Raw genomic sequence first — 16470 nt, forward strand, 5'->3', positions numbered from 1 at the left:
GCCGTTCAGTGCTCGCGCAGGCCGCATTCGGCAGGGTAGAGAACGGAGCCCGGAGGGAGCTCGGCGGGTGTCGCCCTCAGCTGAACCGCGGCGGCGCCCGAAGTGTCCACGGTCAGGGCGTCGACCCACACGTTCGCGTCGGACAACCCCCCTTCCGGTGTGTGCACTTCGGCCTCGGCCGGTGTGGTGAAGGGCGCGCCGTCGAGGAGGGCGAGGGCGGTCCGGCCGCCGTCGGGCCGGCACTCCGCCTCCTCGACGGTCAGTCGCCAGTGCGGCTCCGTCTCACCAAGGAGCCGCTTGCCGCCGCGCCCGTGGGCGAGCAGGACGTCGCGGCGGTCGCGGATGCGTTGCGCGATGGCACAGCAGAGAGGGATGCCGGCGCCGTAGTCGGTGTCCACGCGGTTGTGGCCGGCCGGTGGATCGCAGCCCAGCGCGTCGGACAGCAGCCCGACCGCCACGTCCTTGATGCGCGGCCGCCGACCGCTCGCGACGAGGTCCAGCAGGATCGGGGTGGCCGCGTGGGCCGCGGGGAACACCATGGCGGCGTGGCCCCAGACGAAGCCGCGGCCGGCGAGGCTCGCCGCGGCGTCCCCCGTCTCGTTGGCCGTCGTGGACACCGCCAGCCGTCGCAGCGCGTCGGCGACGCCCCGCGGATCGTCCCAGTGGTCCCCCGTCGGATTGGGCAGCGCCGACCAGTCGACGGCATCGATGGCGTCCAGAGTGGGCTCCTCGTCCCGCGGGATGTTCATCGCCAGGCTCCGTGGACCCGCTCGATCTCACCGAGATACTGCGCCAGATGGAAGCGGACCTCCTCGACGACCCCGAGTTCGAGGTCCGGGTACATCAGCTCGGACCAGACGACCGTCTCACCCTGGAGCCGCACGGTGATGGTGAGTCCGCCGGGGTCGGCGTCGGCGTGTCCATGGTCGGCCACCTTCACGACGCGCGGCGTGTCCGAGGGGTAGAGAGGCCCGCCGGGGCGAAGGAGCCGCCGGGGGTGCAGGCCCAGCGCGCCCCCGTAGCTCCGCGTCACCAGGTCGAGCCCGTCGACAAAGAGATACGTGTGCACATCGGCACACGCCGGCGCCCCCGGACACGTACCGACCACCAGGGAACTCACCCCGGCACGGCCACCCCGCCCGGACCCCCCACCACGAAGCCGACCCGGGGCCCTACGCGGCATGGGCCTCATATGACGTCATGGGGTGATGATAGCGACCGCCCCGCACCCGCCCAGGAGCACCGGACGCGTCCTTTCGCACTACGGCTATTCGCACTACGGCTACAGGTCTTCGAAGGCTTCCTCGCCCGGCCGCCAGACCATCCAGCGCTGATCGGCGAAGCCGCTGAGCATGGCGATCTCCGGACCGACGAGTTCGCTCTCAGCCGGGTGCAGTTGGAGGGAGCCGGTCGCGAAGTCGACCTTGATCCCGATCCCCGTGCACTCGTGGGTGCCGGTCACGTCCTGGGCGATCAGTCCGAGCAGCGCGTCGGCCCAGCCGGTCTCCGTCGGGGAGAACCGCCGCCCGGACAGCGTGACGGCGGGCAGCACGTCGCAGGTGAGCAAAGGCGCGTCGTCGGTCGGTCCGTCAAAGTGCAGTTGGACGTAGTCCATCACGAACTGCACCGAGTACAGCCGGAAGCCGACGAGACGACCGAGCAGGGAGTTCAGCTCGTATGCCATGGAAGGAAGCTTAGGTGCCGGGCCGGCCGGGCTTGGGAGGCGGGCGAGGGGGCGGCCGTGAGCCGACAACGCGGGCCGCTGCCCGGCGGTATCAGGTCGAGACGTTCGCCGGGGTGGCGCCACGCCCCCTCGCTCGTACACTCCGGAAGGTGAAATGGCGGCGTTCAAGCGGTGTCATCGTTCTCGCGCTTCTGTTGAGTGCTTGTGGCGCGGAGTTCGATCCGCTGTTCGTCGAGAGCGGGAGTTCCGGTCCGGTGATCGGCTGGCGTGAGTGCCCGGGAGCCGGGCCCGACGGCATCACCGAGGTAGCCCTGTACCGCTGGGATCGCGACGGGACCGTCGACGATCCGGGCCGACTGCTCTGGCACATCAAGGCTTCCGCCGGGACCCCGCTGCACCGCGTCCAGCTCGGGACCGCCCCCCAAGGCTTCACCACACAGCTCCCCCTGACCGTCGAGCTGGACCCCACGGTCACCTACGCGCTGCGCGCCAACATGACGTCGGACGATCTCGTCTCGGGCTTCCTCACCTTCGAGCCGCGCCAACTGGCCACGGGCCGCGTCGTCTTCAGCGAGGGCCAGGAGGAGTCGCGCAGGTCGTACGAGAACCGGAACGACGAGGACTTCGGCTGCTTCCGCGACTGACGGCGACGTGGCAGGTCACGCGTCCGCGCGATCGCAAGGTCTCAACCGGCTTTGTCGGCGCTTCCACTTGCCCGGCCCGTCGACCGGGCGCGAAGATCCCTGAGCCGCCGCCGTGTCACCGCGACAGGCGGCAGGGTCCGCGGGGGTGGGGGGCGGTCGTGGCGCGACGACGTATGAACTTGCTCGGAGAACCAGGGGTGGGACTGACGAGGGGTCCGGGCGGAACCGCCCTGAGGCGCGTGGACGTGCGCGGGGCTCGCGTGCGGTTGCTGGTCGAGGTCATGGTGCTGGTCTTCTTCGTCGTGGTCGTGCCGCTGAAGCACGGGCACCAGTGGGGGGACGTCTTCACCGAAGCCCGTGGCCCCTTTCCGGCCGCGTTCGCCTCGGGTGCCCCGGTCGCGCCCGCCCACGTCGTACGCGGGACCACGGTCCAACGGGCGCTCGTGCACGGGCTGTCCGTCCGGGAGACGGATTCCGGTGTCAGGGCGGTGAACCTGCGGACCGGTGAGGAGTACTGGCACTACGAGCGCCGGGATCCGGAGGGCCTCGTGAATGCCGTATCGGTGTCGGAACGGACCGTGGTCGTCGGCGAGAGTGACGGCAGGCTCGTCGGCATCGATGTGCGTACGGGCAAGCTGCTGTGGCGCGTGGACGTCCGGGAAGAAGGCTGGCGGCGCGTGGTGCTCGCCGCTGGCCAGGTCGTCACCGGGGCACCCGGCGCCGTGCGAGCCTTCGACGAGCGCGACGGCCGGAGCCTGTGGACGGTGAGGACGCCCACGTCGTGTCCCCAGGTGCTCGTCGTTCACGTGCACGCCCTGCCGGAGGGTCTGAGCGCCGTCCAGGTGATGTGCAACGTGGTGAAACCCGAGTGGGACACGTACCACCTTCTGCTCGGCGTCGACCATCGCACGGGCCGGGTCCTTTGGCGACAGCGCACCGAGGAATCCGTCGAGGAGGCCTGGAGCGGGCACACCCGCGTCACCGAGGACCCGGAGCTCGAGCGGAACGTCCAGGTGTCGGACGTGGACCGGCAAGGTGTCTCCCGCCGCGGCACTCTGCCCTTCGTGAGCTGGGACGAGGTCGCCGCCGACGACGGCACGGTACTGGTCGGCACCGACGCGAAGGACCGCCCCGGGGATCACGGCACCCTGCTGGCGGCCTACGACACCCGGGACGGCCACCGCGCCTGGCAGATGCGGGCACCCGCCGGCCAGGAGTACGGGGCCCCCGAGATCGCCGACGGCCGGGTGTACGTCGTACGCCGGCCGTTCCTCACGGAGGCCGACAAGGGCCGCCGGATCCACGCCGAGCTGCTCGTCCTCGACGCGGACACCGGCCGTCCGCTCCACACCCTGAAGCTGCCGTCCATGAAGGCGCCGGACGCCTCTGACGACGACGAGGAGCTCGACATCCTCGACATCGCCGACGGCGCGCTGAGCATCGGCTGGAGGGGCGGCGGGGGAGGCCTGCTGATCGCCTTCGACTGATCGCCGGGGCGCTCGTCGGCCGTGAGCGCGGCAGTGGCGTCGGCTGACCGGCGGCGGATCACCAGGTGAACCAACCGGGAGTCGCCGAGTAGACCTGCGGCGTGTAGTCGCACTGCCCCTCATGGAAACCCTGGGCCGCGAGACGCGCCGCCCGCCGTTCGCCCGCGGCGTCCACCGTGTCCGCTGCCACGACACAGGCGAGCGCGGCCACCATGCAGGCGATGAGGAACACCGGGTTGGGCCGCGAAGCATCGATCATGATCGCCGTCACCCCGCCGACCACCCCTGCCACGAGCGCCCCGCCGGCCAGGGCGAGCGCCACGATCGTGAGGTGATCCACCGCCGACGAAGCGTGGCACAGGACGTACTGCCGACCCGATCGGAAGCCTCGGACCCGCTCGAACAGAGCGGCCGCCCCCAGCACGGACCCGACCGCGAACGCGTGCCACGGCCGCACGGTCACGTGGCGATCATCCTCGACGCCGGTCCTTCCGCGCACGCCGTTCATGCCCTTCACGCCGGTCTTCGCACGCACGCTTCAGCCCCCTCCTCGCCGTGCCCACTGCCGCAGCTTCCTGACGGCGCGTTCCTTCCTCATGCGGGACGCCGAGGTTTCGCCGGCGCCCGTGACGAAGGCCGTCAACGGAGTCCACCGTGTGCGCCCATCGCGGGATGTCCACCGCACGGCTGGAAAGTCCGTGATCCCGGTGATGTCTTCCCGGTCGACGACCCGTGTGCGCAGGTAGCCCCGAACGGTGATCCGTGCGTGGTCATACGTCACGCCGAGCCGGTATCCACGTACGGCCAGCACGGAAAACCCGACCACACCCAGCACGGCGAGACCCCGCGGCACCCCACTCTCGGCCTTCACGACGTACGCGACCCCGACGACTCCCGGAACACCCCCGAGGCCGCTGTTCGCCAGGCGGTTACCGGAGCGATAGCTCCATGGCCTTCCTCAAGTGATCGGCGCGGGCGCAGCCTACAGCCCGAGACTTCGCGTGACGTCACGAGCATCCGTAGGCCGGATCGCCCTCTGGAATGGCCGGCACCAGGCGGGGAAGATCTGCGAGAACGACTTGCTCACGGCTCGATGACCGCACGGGGGTGGGGATGTTCCTGGATCAGTTGGCCACACTGCTGGCCGTGGGCGTCGGTGCCGCGGGCTCGTACGCGACCACGACGTTGACCGAGCGCAAACGCTGGCACCGGACACAGGCCGAGCGATGGCACGAGAAGAAGTTCGAGGTGTACGCGCGATACGGCAACGCCCTCAAAGAGCAGATATGGATCAGCCAGCGCATCGGAGCGGCGCTGGGCTACGCGAACGTCGTCGACCCCTTGGAGCCCGCGGCAGGCCTGCAACTGCTCGCCGAGGCGGAGGCGCGCAGGGCCTCGCTGTGGGAATCCGTGCTGCTGGTCGGCGATGTCGAGACCGTCGTGGCGGCGCGATCCTGGCACGAGGCGGTTTGGACCCTGGAACTGCACGTGCGAGAACAGGGGCGCGAGGCGGACAAGTGGACGCGCGACGCGCAACGAGTCAGTCAGAAGCGCGACGCGTTCTACGCCTGTGCACGCCGTGAACTCGGCGTCGCCGGCCCGCCGCCTCCCTCGGGGAACTGGCCTCGTGACTGGCGGCAGGACGAGGGCTGACGCGCGTTCCTGCGGGCCTTGACGCTCAGTCCGGGCTGCCGGGCGTGCACACCGATACTCCTCGATCGAACGGTCACCCAGGAGTGTGAGGGGGGACGTCGCCCCGCTCGCGCTGTTCCCGGGTTCCGTCATCGCGTCCGTCCGCCGTGGGCTCCCCGCGGGGCGTGGGCGCCGTCAGCGCGGCATAGGTTTCGGGGAGGAACCGCGTCACGCCGTACACCAGCGCGCTCAGCCAGCAGACGGCGAACAGCCAGCCGCCCAGGACGTCGGAGAACCAGTGGACGCCCAGGTAGACGCGGGACAGGCCGACCAGCACGGCCCAGCAGCCGATGAGCGGGACCAGCGTTCTCCTGGACTGTGGGGCGCGGGCCAGCACCGCGAGGATGAGGATGCCGCCCGCGACGGCCGAGGTCGTGGTGTGGCCGGAGGGGAACGACCAGCCCGAGGCGTGGGTGGCCCAGTTCGCCAGAGGGGGCCGGGGCCGGGCTATCAGTGACATCACCGCGAACCGAACGGCCTGCGCGGCGGCCAGGGCGCCCACGCACGCCGCGACGACCGCGACCCGTTGGCGCGTCGTACGCCCGGTCCGCCCGAGGACGAGGCCGGCCACGACGACCAGCGCGTACGGGACGGCGCCCGTGCCCGTGTACGTCACCCCGCGTGCCATGGCGAGCGCCACGTCCGGACGGTGCTCGAGCGACCACGAGGCGAGCCCGCTGTCGCCGAACAGGGGAGCACCCTCGTGCGTGGTGACGACCAGCGTCAGCAGCACGAACGCGGCCAGACTCCCCATCGCGGCCGACGCGGCGACGGCACGGACACCCTCGCGCTTCACGGCTTGGCCGGAACGGCGTCGGCCTCGCGCGCGGGTGCGGCGGACATGGGCGTGGCCCCTTTCCTCGGCGGGCACGCGCATGGCAGGACAGCCCGCCCCGCACCCGTCTCCCTCGCTGACTACGTCTACATAACTGTAGACGAACGACGGCCGGGATCGTTCCCGGGTCGCCCCGGTCGGACTACCTCGGTTGGATCACCACGCTCGGATCACCCCGGTCGGATCACTCGACTCGGATCACCCGACGCGGATCACCTCGCGAAGATCGGCACCCTTTCAGCCTGCGCCGCCGGGCGCCGCACCGCCCGGCGGCGGGCCCTGCCTGGCGCCCGACCGTGAATGTCGTACCCTACGTGTTACGTATAACCCTGGAGAGCTCCGAGGAGACAGATGAGACGCGTCGCCCTAGTCACCCTCGTCGTCGACGACTACGACGAGGCCATCCGCCACTACACCGAAGCCCTCGGATTCCGCCTCGTCGAGGACACCCCGCGCCCCGACGGCTCCCGCTGGGTCGTGGTCGAGCCGGGCGCGGACGGCGGCGGGACCGGGCTGCTGCTCGCCCGGGCCAAGGACGAGGCACAGCGCGGCCGCATCGGCGACCAGACCGGAGGACGGGTCGGCTTCTTCCTCCACACCGACGACTTCGCCCGCGACCACGCCAGGATGCGCGCCGCCGGCGTGACCTTCCTGGAGGAGCCGCGCCACGAGCCGTACGGCTCGGTCGTCGTCTTCCAGGACCTGTACGGCAACCGCTGGGACCTGCTCCAGCCCGCGGACTGACCCGGCCTCCCGCACGTCACGCGGGCTGCCGCCCCCACGCTCTTCCGCTCCCTCCCGCTCCGAACGACCTCCCGAGGAACACCGCACATGACCGCGCCCCGCATCGACATCGACACCATCCGCCGCCTGCCGAAGGCGGTCCTGCACGACCACCTCGACGGCGGCCTCCGCCCGGCCACCCTGGTCGAGCTCGCCGAGACCGTCGGGCACACCCTGCCCACGACGGACCCGCAGGAACTGGCCGCCTGGTACGTCGAGGCCGCCAACTCCGGCGACCTCGTCCGCTACATAGCCACCTTCGAGCACACCCTCGCCGTCATGCAGTCCCGCGAGGGCCTGCTGCGCACGGCCGAGGAGTACGTCCTCGACCTCGCCGAGGACGGCGTCGTCTACGGCGAGGTGCGCTACGCGCCCGAGCTCATGGTCAACGGCGGCCTGACCCTGCCCGAGGTCGTCGAGGCCGTGCAGGAAGGCCTCGCGGCCGGTATGGCCAAGGCCGCCGCGGCGGGCACCCCGGTGCGCGTCGGCACCCTGCTGTGCGGCATGCGGATGTTCGACCGGACCCGCGAGACCGCCGACCTCGCGGTGGCGTTCCGTGACGCCGGCGTCGTCGGCTTCGACATCGCGGGCGCCGAGGACGGCTTCCCGCCGGCCGACCACCTCGACGCCTTCGAGCACCTGCGCCGCGAGAGCGTCCCGTTCACCATCCACGCCGGCGAGGCCCACGGCCTGCCCAGCATCCACCAGGCGCTCCAGGTCTGCGGCGCCCAGCGCATCGGCCACGGCGTCCGCATCACCGAGGACATCGTGGACGGCAAGCTCGGCCGGCTCGCCGGCTGGGTGCGCGACCGCCGCGTCGCCCTGGAGATGTGCCCGACCTCCAACCTCCAGACCGGCGCGGCCAAGTCCATCGCCGAGCACCCCATCACCGCCCTGCGCGACCTGGGCTTCCGCGTCACCCTCAACACCGACAACCGCCTGGTGTCGGGCACGACGATGACCCGGGAGATGGCGCTGCTCGTCGACGAGGCGGGCTGGGGCGTGGAGGACCTGCGCACGGTGACGGTGAACGCCCTCAAGAGCGCGTTCATCCCCTTCGACGAGCGCAAGGCCCTGATCGAGGACGTCGTCCTTCCCGGTTACGACGTCTGAACCAGCCCGCGTACGTAGGCTGCCTGTCCGACGTGCTGGAGATCGTCGGACAGGACGCTGACCAGACGGACGCCGAGCGTGACCGGCGGGTCCCAGCGTTCGTCCACGACGCGTTCGAAGTCGTGGGCGGCCAGACCGCCGATGTAGTCGAGGGTCCGCTCGTGGACCGCGTCGTAGTAGCCGAGCAGCAGGTCGCCCGACTCCACCCGGACCCGGGCGACCTTCGCGGACGTGTGGCCGTACCCGGTGTCGCCCCGCGGCAGGTCGAGCCCGAAGCGCTTCGCCCAGTCGTCGGTGAGCCACACCTGTTCCGTCCCGGCCGCGTCGGCGACGTGGTCGTCCTGGACCCGGGTGAGGTGCCAGACCAGCCAGGAGATCGAGTTCGCCGTCTCGGCGGGGCGGGCGTTGAGGGCCTCCGGCGCGAGGTCGCCGACAGCGGCGTGGACTTCTTCCCGGATGCGGCCGAAGCCGTCGATGAGGATGTCCTTGGCAAGCATGGAACCACCATCGCGCATCGCGCCCGTCCCTGCGTCCGGAACCGCCCTTCCCGGCCTCCGCTCCCGGGAACCGGACCGGCGCCGGCTCAGGCCCCGTCCCCCGAGGCGTCGAGCAGCGTCATCAGGGCCCGTGCGGCCGGGCTCGTGGCCTCCTCCGGCGGCAGCATCGCGACCGTCTCGTACGACCCCTCCGAAGCGCCCTTGAAGGGCAGCGCGGTGAGATCGCGGGCCTCCGGCTTGTGACCGAAGTGGCGCGGTACGACGGCGACCCCGAGGCCCTCGTGGACGAGCTCCAGGAGGCTGTGGACGTCGTTGACCTCCAGGGCCACCGTCCGCTGCACCCCCGCCTCCGCGAACGCCGCGTCGGTGGTGCGCCGCGGGCCCCAGTCGGGGTGGAAGTCGACGAAGGCCTCCTCGCCCAGTTCCTCGGGCGTCACCACGGCCGCCGTGGCGAGCGGGTGCTCCGGGTGGCAGAGGACCGTCATCGGCTCACTGGCCAGCGGCACCGACCGCAGATGCTCGGAGTCGGCCCGGGTCCGCACCGCGAAGGCCAGGTCGAGACGGCCCGCCGCGACCTCCTCCGCCAGCGCCTCGGAACCCGCCTGGCGCAACCGGATCTCCACGTCCGGGTGGCGCCGCCGGAACGCCGCGAGGAGCCTGGCGCAGTGCACGCCCGCGATGCACTGTTCGGTGCCGAGGGACAACGTGCCGCGCAGCACCCCCTGCACGGCGGCCACGGCGTCGTGCGCAGAACGCACCTGCGCGAGGATCCGCTCCGCCTCGACGAACAGGGCGCGACCGGCCTCCGTGAGGGTGACACGGCGGGTCGTACGGACGAAGAGCGGCGCCTGGAGCTCCCGCTCCAGCGCCCTGATCGACGAGGAGAGGCCCGACTGCGACACCATCAGCCGCTCCGCCGCCCGGGTGAAGTGCCGGTCCTCGGCGACGGCGACGAAATGCTGAAGATGACGCAGTTCCATGAGAGGCAAGGGTAGGCGCGATCGGAGGGTGCCTCGACCGATTGAGAAGCCGGATCGCTCAATGCCATCCGATCCTCCCGTTGGACCGGTGCCCACCGGGCGCGCGAGAGTGGAAGCCTGTTTCCCCGGCCTCACAGGAGTACGCGTTGTACACCCCGCACCCCGATCGTTACGCGGACATGCCCTACCGGCGGACCGGCCGCAGCGGCCTGAAGCTCCCCGCGCTGTCGCTCGGCCTGTGGCACAACTTCGGCCCGGACCGGCCCGTGGACGTCCAGCGCGCGATCCTGCGCCGCGCCTTCGACCTCGGCGTCACCCACTTCGACCTGGCGAACAACTACGGCCCGCCGCCCGGCGCCGCCGAGTCCGCCCTCGGCGACGCCCTCAAGGCGGACTTCGCGCACCATCGCGACGAGCTGGTCGTCTCCACCAAGGCCGGCTATCTGATGTGGCCGGGCCCGTACGGCGAGTGGGGCTCGCGCAAGTACCTGCTGTCCTCGCTCGACCAGAGCCTGGGCCGGATGGGTCTGGACTACGTCGACATCTTCTACTCGCACCGTCCCGACCCGGAGACCCCGCTCGAGGAGACGATGGGCGCCCTGCACTCGGCGGTCCAGCAGGGCAAGGCGCTGTATGTCGGGGTCTCGAACTACTCGGCGGAGCAGACCCGTGAGGCCGCGAGGATCCTCGCCGAGCTGGGCACCCCGCTGCTCATCCACCAGCCCCGCTACTCGATGCTCGACCGTCGGCCTGAGGACGAGGGCCTGCTGGACACGCTCGACGAGCTCCAGGTCGGCTCCATCGCGTACTCGCCGCTGGAGCAGGGCCTGCTCACCGGCCGGTACCTGAACGGCATCCCGGAGGACTCGCGGGCCGCGAGCGACAGCCCGTTCCTGAGCACGGACACGGTCACCGAGGATCTCGTGGGCCGCCTGCGCACCCTCGACGAGATCGCCAAGTCGCGCGGCCAGTCGCTGGCCCAGCTCGCGCTGGCCTGGGTGCTGCGCGGCGGCCGGGTCACCTCGGCCCTGGTCGGCGCCAGCAGCCCGCGCCAGCTCGAGGACAGCGTCGCCACCATCGCCAACCTGGACTTCACCGACGACGAACTCGCCCGGATCGACGCGGTGATCAAGGCGTAGGACGTACGACGCCGGGCGCGGCCCCGGCGGCATTTCGAGGTCCCCGACGCACGGCCGCGTCGGGGACCTCGCCGCGTGTCAGGACGGGACGCGGTCCAGGAATCCGTGCACGCTCCGGATCCGGCCCTCGCCGTCCAGGACGATCACGTCGAAGCCCGCGACGGGCGCCGAGCCGTCCGTCTCGTCGACCAGTTCCCAGCCGAAGCGGGCGATGTCGTGGTGGCCGTCGACCGCGCCCAGCGGGCGGAAGACGAAACCGGGGAACCGCTCGTGCGCCGCGGCGATCATGGCCGCGATCTCCTCGTGCCCGCGGACGTCGGCGAGCGGGTCGGTGTACGTGCCGTCCGGTGCCCAGGCGGCGGCCACCGCCTTCGCGGAGGTGTCCGGCCCGCTCGCGTTCCAGGCCTCGAAGTAGCGGGTGACGGCGGTCTCGTGGCGCTCGGTGTTCGCGGACATGGTGAACCAGCCTCCAGCGGGGAACGTATTCATGGTCAAGGTCCGTGTCCCGGGCGGGTGTTCCGCCGCCGGGACGCGTTACGCCCACCCTGACGGGCGCCGCCCGAGGGGTCGATTACCTCGCGGGTCATGCCGGAGACCGGGCGCGTTCCGGGGCCGGGAAAGCTGTCGATGCCGTTTCGGCCAACCATCGCGGTGAATATGCCAAGAGACTGGCTGGATTCACATGGTGACAGTGTGTCAGTAGTGGCGATACTCAATCAGTAGGGCAATTCAACCAAGCCCGTGCAATTGCACGGAGCAACGCCCAAGAGCCGCAGGGAAAGTGAGGCCGGACCGGCGACGAGCGACGCCAATGGGGGAGATCGTGCACGACGAATTCCTGTGCCATGTCACCGCGTACGGCATGTGCGGCGGTCAGCGAGTCGGCGTACCCCTCGGCACCTATCGAGCGCCGACCCTGGCGCTGGCCCTGTGGTGGATGCGGGACCGAGCGGCCTGGATGGCCGAAAGGCTCGATCCGCAGCCCGAGGACCCCGCCTTTCCGCCCAACTCGATCGCGCCGGTGGGGGACAGTGTCCCCGACGTCCCCACGATGCTGCGGGCGTGGTGCGGCGACTCGGAGCAACAAGAGCTCGTCGCCGAGGAGTTGGCCGCGGGCAAACTCGTCCGTGTCTCCACCAGCGACGACACCACCGAGTACGAACTGCTCGCGGAATCGGTGGACGCGCTGCGCATGCACCGCACCGCCGCGGTGCTGGGGATCTCCGCCGCCTGAGCCTCCGGGCGCCCCGGCCGCCGAGCGCAGATCAGGCGCACAAGGGGGCGAATCGTTAGAATTCTGGCATGGCAGAGAGGCCTGTCGCGGCAACCGCACCCGAGCTCGTCCTCGAAACCGAGACGGGCTCGACGGTGATGAGTCCGAACCACGATTACCACGTCGGGCGCGATCCGCTGTGCGACGTCGTGATCGACGACGTCCGGGTCTCGTGGCACCACGCCGTGCTGCGGCCCCACGCCGATCACTGGACGCTCGAGGACGAGAACAGCACGAACGGCACGTACGCCGACGGCCGCCGCGTCCACGAATGGGGCGTGGGACCCGGCAGCGTGATCCGCTTCGGAAGTCCCGCCGACGGCCCGCGCGCCGTCCTCGTCAGCCGCCCGCCCCCCGTCGCGGAGCGCCCCTCGGCCGTCTCCATGCCGGCCGCCACCAGCACGTTCAAACAGCCGACCACCGTACGGCCGCTGCCCTCCCGCACCGTGCGCATCGGCCGCGGCCCCGACAACGACCTCGTCATCGACGACCTGATCGTCTCCCGGAACCACGCCGAACTGCGGGCCCGGCCCGACGGCACGTACGAGATCGTCGACCTGGGCAGCCACAACGGCACGTTCCTCAACGGACAGCCCGTCGCACAGGCCCTGGTCACACCGGGTGACATCGTCGGCATCGGGCACAGCGCGTTCTGCCTCGTCGGGGACCAGCTCCAGGAGTACGTCGACAGCGGCGAGGTCTCCCTCGACGTGCAGGACCTCGTCGTCGAGGTCGACCGGGGCCGCAAGACGCTCCTGGACCAGGTGTCCTTTCCCGTCGGCGAGAAATGTCTGCTCGCCGTCGTCGGTCCGAGCGGCGCGGGCAAGTCCACGCTCCTGAACGCGCTCACCGGGCAGCGCCCCGCCGACCACGGCACGGTGCTCTACGACGGCCGTGACCTGTACCGCGACTACGCCGAACTGCGCCAGCGCATCGGCCTCGTCCCGCAGGACGACATCCTGCACGCCCAGCTCACCGTGCGCCGGGCCCTGACCTACGCCGCCGAACTGCGCTTCCCGCAGGACACCGCGAAGGCCGAGCGCCTGGCGCGGGTGGACGAGGTGATCGGCGAGCTGGGCCTGGAGCAGCGCGTCGACCAGCCCATCCACAGTCTGTCGGGCGGCCAGCGCAAGCGCGTCAGCGTGGCCCTGGAACTGCTCACCAAGCCGTCCCTGCTCTTCCTGGACGAACCGACCTCCGGGCTCGACCCGGGCATGGACCGCTCGGTGATGCACATGCTGCGCGGCCTCGCCGACGACGGCCGTACCGTCATCGTGGTCACCCACAGCGTGCTCAGCCTGGACGTCTGCGACCGGCTCCTGGTCCTGGCGCCCGGCGGCAAGGTCGCCTACTACGGACCGCCCGACGACACCCTGGCCTTCTTCGGCTACCGGCAGTGGCCCGAGGCGTTCGAGGCCTTCGAGCGCGACACGGACCGTGACTGGGCGGGGGAGTACCAGGACTCGCCGTTCCATCGTCAGTACATCGACAAATCGACCTCGCAGCCGAGGATGCCGGACGCGGCCACCGGAGCGCTCGTCGGACCGCCCCCGAAGGCCCAGAGCTGGGGCTCCCAGCTCCGCACCCTGGTCCGCCGTTACGCGGCCGCGCTCGGGGCCGACCGGACCTTCCTCGCCATCATGATCGCCCTGCCGTTCGTGATGGGCGCGATGGCGCGGGCGCTGGCCGGCGGCAAGCTGACCCAGGAGACGGCGATGAACGCGCTGCTCATCCTGTGCGTCGGCGGCGTCCTGACCGGCGCGGCCAACGCCGTGCGCGAACTCGTCAAGGAACGGACGATCTACCAGCGAGAACGGGCCGTCGGTCTGTCCAGATCGGCGTACCTGATGTCCAAGGTCGTGGTCCTCGGCACCATCACCGTGCTCCAGGCCGTCGTGCTCACGCTCGTGGGCCTGTTCGGAGTCGATCTCAACGCCCCGGGCGGCGAAGGCGTCCTGATGCCGCCCCTGCTGGAGATCACGCTGGCCGTGGCCCTGCTGTCCTTCACCGCGATGATGCTCGGCCTCCTCGTCTCCGCCGTGGTGCGCAAGGAGGAGGTGACGATGCCGCTGCTGGTGTTGCTGGCCATCGTCCAGGTGGTGTTCTGCGGCGCCCTGCTGAAGCTGCACGGCGTGCCCGGCCTCGAACAGCTCTCCTGGCTCGTGCCCTCCCGCTGGGCCCTGGGCGCGATGGCCGGGACCATCGGCCTCGCCCGGATCGTGCCCGGCGAACTGACCGGCGACCCGATGTTCCGGCACACGACCAGCGCCTGGCTCCTCAACATGGGCATGCTCATCGTGCTCTCCGTCGTCTTCGGCTGGCTGGTCGCCCGGCTGCTGCGACGGCACGAGCCCGCGGTCATGCGGAAGTAGCCGCCGATGACGAGCCCCGGATTCCGCCCGACGCACGTCGTTCCGCAGGACGGGCTGCCCGCGTGGGAGTCGCCGGACCCGTCGCGGCCCACCGTGCCCCTGGACGCGCTGCTGCCGGTCGAACTCGTCGACCGGCTCGGTGACTGGGGGCGGGTCGTGTGCGCCAACGGCTGGTCGGCATGGGTGGACGGCCGTCTGCTCATCGCCGTACCGCAGGTACCGCCGGCGGCGACCCGCCCGCTCGCCCGCACGGCCGATCCGCGCCCGCTGCTGGCCCGCGTCGACCAGGCGCTCACCGAGTACCGGCGGGCGGCGGAGGAACTGGCGTCCGGGCGGCTGGAGGCCGAGAGCTTCCGCGCCCGGACGCAGGGCAACCGGATCGGTGTGATCGTCGACGGCGAGTCGATGTGGCTGTACGACGGCGAGCACGAGCGCTGGGTGTACTGCGACGGAACCCGGCTGAGCACGTTCGCGGCCGAGCGCACCCCGTCGAGCACGCGACGCGAGACGACGCACGAGCCCCGGGAGCAGGAACCGCCGCGGGAACAGGACCGGACGCCGGAGCGGGACCGGGTGGAGGACGTGGAGGACCGGGGGCGGGAGCAGGACGAGTCGCGGGTTCCGGACCGGACCAAGGTGCCGGGCGGCGCGCGGGGACCGGACCCGTCCGGTGGGCCGGGCGACACGAAGGTGCCGGACCGGACACAGGACCCGGACCGGGCGCAGGAGCCGGACCGGGCGCAGGAGCCGGACCGGGCGCAGCGGCCGGACCGGGCGAGGGAGCGCCAGGCGGAGCCGACGCGGATCGTGCGGGAATCCGCCCCCGGCGGACCTCCCGGAGGGCCACCGGGCGTACCCCCCGGCGGACACGAGCCCACCCGCCTGGTCACCTTCGACAGCGACGACAAGGGCGAGGACTGATGCGGGGCGCGCGGCACGAGCGGGGTGACCGCTGATGGACGAGACGTCCGGGCCGGGCACCAGTCCGTTCTCGGGGCGGCCCTCCGAGCTGATCGGGCGGCAGATCGCGGGCTACCGGATCGAGCGGGAGATCGGCCGCGGCGGGATGGCCGTCGTCTACCAGGCCAAGGACCTGCGGCTGGACCGCACGGTCGCGCTCAAACTGCTCGCCCCGGAACTCGCCCGCAACGACACCTTCCGCGGCCGCTTCACCCACGAGTCGCGGGTCGCCGCCGCGATCGACCACCCGCACATCGTGCCCGTCTTCGAGGCGGGCGAGACGGACGGCGTCCTCTACATCGCCATGCGGTACGTCGCCGGGCGCGACCTGCGTCATCTCCTCGACCGGGAGGGCCCGCTGACGGTCACCGTGGCCGGCCGGATCGGCATCCAGGTCGCCTCCGCGCTCGACGCGGCCCACGACCACGGCCTGGTGCACCGGGACGTGAAGCCCGGCAACATCCTGGTCGCCCAGGGCACCGACAGCGACCACCCCGAGCACGTCTATCTCACCGACTTCGGACTGACGAAGAAGTCCCTGTCCTTGACCGGGTTCACGAGCGTCGGACAGTTCGTCGGCACCCTCGACTACGTGGCGCCCGAACAGATCTCCGGCAAACCGGTGGACGGCCGCTGCGACGTCTACAGCCTCGGCTGTGTCGTCTACGAGACGATGGCCGGCCGTCCGCCCTTCCAGCGCGACGACGACATGGCGCTGCTGTGGGCCCACCAGTACGACCAGCCGCCGGCCCTGACCTCCGTGCGCCCCGACATCCCGGAGGCCGTCGACGCGGTCCTCGCGAAGGCGCTCTCCAAGAGCCCCGACGACCGGTACGACTCGTGCCTGGCCTTCGTCAGCGCGCTGCGGGTCGCCGCGCGCGGCGTCGCGACCGGGAGCGGCACCGCCTCGGCCACGGACGCCGAGGCCGTGCCCGGCGGGCCGGGACCCGTGCCGCAACCGCCGGTCTGGGCCCGCCCGGTGTTCCGCCGCTGAGCCGCCGACCGACGCTC

At 71.4% G+C, this 16470-nt stretch carries 18 protein-coding genes; 10 read left to right on the top strand and 8 right to left on the bottom strand.

Annotated features, from left to right (window positions below):
* Positions 1-5 precede the first annotated feature (5 nt).
* From ACZ4TO_RS18585 to ACZ4TO_RS18595, 3 genes are all read right to left on the bottom strand, one after another.
* Positions 6-749: a hypothetical protein gene (locus ACZ4TO_RS18585; RefSeq protein WP_468024750.1), complete on the bottom strand. Its 744-nt coding sequence runs from the start codon at positions 747-749 to the stop codon at positions 6-8.
* On the bottom strand, positions 746-1069 hold the full coding sequence (locus ACZ4TO_RS18590) for a hypothetical protein (protein ID WP_382794931.1): 324 nt from the start codon (positions 1067-1069) through the stop codon (positions 746-748). The genes ACZ4TO_RS18585 and ACZ4TO_RS18590 overlap by 4 nt, the downstream gene beginning before the upstream one ends.
* 213 nt (positions 1070-1282) lie before the next feature.
* Positions 1283-1684: a hypothetical protein gene (locus ACZ4TO_RS18595; RefSeq protein WP_382794934.1), complete on the bottom strand. Its 402-nt coding sequence runs from the start codon at positions 1682-1684 to the stop codon at positions 1283-1285.
* Positions 1685-1878: 194 nt separating this feature from the next.
* Here ACZ4TO_RS18595 and ACZ4TO_RS18600 point away from each other — a divergent pair, with 194 nt between their 5' ends.
* The gene (locus ACZ4TO_RS18600) at positions 1879-2328 is read left to right on the top strand and encodes a hypothetical protein (RefSeq protein WP_385045268.1); all 450 of its coding nucleotides are present in this window, start codon (positions 1879-1881) and stop codon (positions 2326-2328) included.
* Between the two features lie 245 nt (positions 2329-2573).
* A complete protein-coding gene (locus ACZ4TO_RS18605; protein WP_468024751.1) occupies positions 2574-3815 on the top strand; it encodes a PQQ-binding-like beta-propeller repeat protein in 1242 nt (413 codons plus the stop codon).
* 58 nt (positions 3816-3873) lie between these two features.
* Here ACZ4TO_RS18605 and ACZ4TO_RS18610 read toward each other — a convergent pair whose 3' ends face one another.
* Complete coding sequence (locus tag ACZ4TO_RS18610) at positions 3874-4350, bottom strand: hypothetical protein (RefSeq protein WP_468024752.1); 477 nt, start codon at positions 4348-4350, stop codon at positions 3874-3876.
* Between the two features lie 593 nt (positions 4351-4943).
* On the opposite strand from ACZ4TO_RS18610, the gene ACZ4TO_RS18615 reads away from it, so the two are divergent.
* Positions 4944-5468, top strand: coding sequence for a hypothetical protein (locus ACZ4TO_RS18615; protein WP_468024753.1), 525 nt, complete (start codon positions 4944-4946; stop codon positions 5466-5468).
* A gap of 73 nt (positions 5469-5541) precedes the next feature.
* On the opposite strand, the gene ACZ4TO_RS18620 is transcribed toward ACZ4TO_RS18615, so the two are convergent.
* Positions 5542-6303, bottom strand: a complete 762-nt coding sequence (locus tag ACZ4TO_RS18620; protein WP_468024754.1) for a phosphatase PAP2 family protein — start codon at positions 6301-6303, stop codon at positions 5542-5544.
* A gap of 390 nt (positions 6304-6693) precedes the next feature.
* Here ACZ4TO_RS18620 and ACZ4TO_RS18625 point away from each other — a divergent pair, with 390 nt between their 5' ends.
* The gene (locus ACZ4TO_RS18625; RefSeq protein ID WP_355774056.1) at positions 6694-7086 is read left to right on the top strand and encodes a VOC family protein; all 393 of its coding nucleotides are present in this window, start codon (positions 6694-6696) and stop codon (positions 7084-7086) included.
* A gap of 87 nt (positions 7087-7173) precedes the next feature.
* Positions 7174-8238 carry an adenosine deaminase gene (locus ACZ4TO_RS18630; RefSeq protein ID WP_385045281.1) on the top strand — a complete coding sequence of 355 codons (1065 nt, stop codon included), beginning with the start codon at positions 7174-7176 and terminating at the stop codon, positions 8236-8238.
* On the opposite strand, the gene ACZ4TO_RS18635 is transcribed toward ACZ4TO_RS18630, so the two are convergent.
* Together ACZ4TO_RS18635 and ACZ4TO_RS18640 are read right to left on the bottom strand one after the other, a co-directional pair.
* The gene (locus ACZ4TO_RS18635; protein WP_385045284.1) at positions 8226-8735 is read right to left on the bottom strand and encodes a mycothiol transferase; all 510 of its coding nucleotides are present in this window, start codon (positions 8733-8735) and stop codon (positions 8226-8228) included. The genes ACZ4TO_RS18630 and ACZ4TO_RS18635 overlap by 13 nt on opposite strands.
* 86 nt (positions 8736-8821) lie before the next feature.
* Complete coding sequence (locus tag ACZ4TO_RS18640) at positions 8822-9715, bottom strand: LysR family transcriptional regulator (RefSeq protein ID WP_382794956.1); 894 nt, start codon at positions 9713-9715, stop codon at positions 8822-8824.
* 146 nt (positions 9716-9861) lie between these two features.
* Between ACZ4TO_RS18640 and mgrA the strand changes: the two genes are divergently transcribed.
* Positions 9862-10854 carry an L-glyceraldehyde 3-phosphate reductase gene (gene mgrA / locus ACZ4TO_RS18645; RefSeq protein WP_385045291.1) on the top strand — a complete coding sequence of 331 codons (993 nt, stop codon included), beginning with the start codon at positions 9862-9864 and terminating at the stop codon, positions 10852-10854.
* Positions 10855-10932: 78 nt separating this feature from the next.
* On the opposite strand, the gene ACZ4TO_RS18650 is transcribed toward mgrA, so the two are convergent.
* Positions 10933-11310 carry a nuclear transport factor 2 family protein gene (locus ACZ4TO_RS18650; RefSeq protein WP_468024804.1) on the bottom strand — a complete coding sequence of 126 codons (378 nt, stop codon included), beginning with the start codon at positions 11308-11310 and terminating at the stop codon, positions 10933-10935.
* Positions 11311-11677: 367 nt separating this feature from the next.
* On the opposite strand from ACZ4TO_RS18650, the gene ACZ4TO_RS18655 reads away from it, so the two are divergent.
* From ACZ4TO_RS18655 to ACZ4TO_RS18670, 4 genes are all read left to right on the top strand, one after another.
* Positions 11678-12088: a hypothetical protein gene (locus ACZ4TO_RS18655; RefSeq protein WP_385045294.1), complete on the top strand. Its 411-nt coding sequence runs from the start codon at positions 11678-11680 to the stop codon at positions 12086-12088.
* Positions 12089-12156: 68 nt separating this feature from the next.
* Positions 12157-14499 (top strand): ABC transporter ATP-binding protein/permease, encoded by a 2343-nt coding sequence (locus ACZ4TO_RS18660; protein ID WP_385045297.1) that lies wholly within the window; start codon positions 12157-12159, stop codon positions 14497-14499.
* Between the two features lie 6 nt (positions 14500-14505).
* Positions 14506-15420 carry a hypothetical protein gene (locus ACZ4TO_RS18665; RefSeq protein ID WP_468024755.1) on the top strand — a complete coding sequence of 305 codons (915 nt, stop codon included), beginning with the start codon at positions 14506-14508 and terminating at the stop codon, positions 15418-15420.
* A 34-nt stretch (positions 15421-15454) separates the two neighbouring features.
* Positions 15455-16453: a serine/threonine-protein kinase gene (locus ACZ4TO_RS18670; protein WP_382794971.1), complete on the top strand. Its 999-nt coding sequence runs from the start codon at positions 15455-15457 to the stop codon at positions 16451-16453.
* Positions 16454-16470 lie beyond the last annotated feature (17 nt).

The sequence above is a fragment of the Streptomyces sp. NPDC028298 genome, assembly GCF_055565895.1.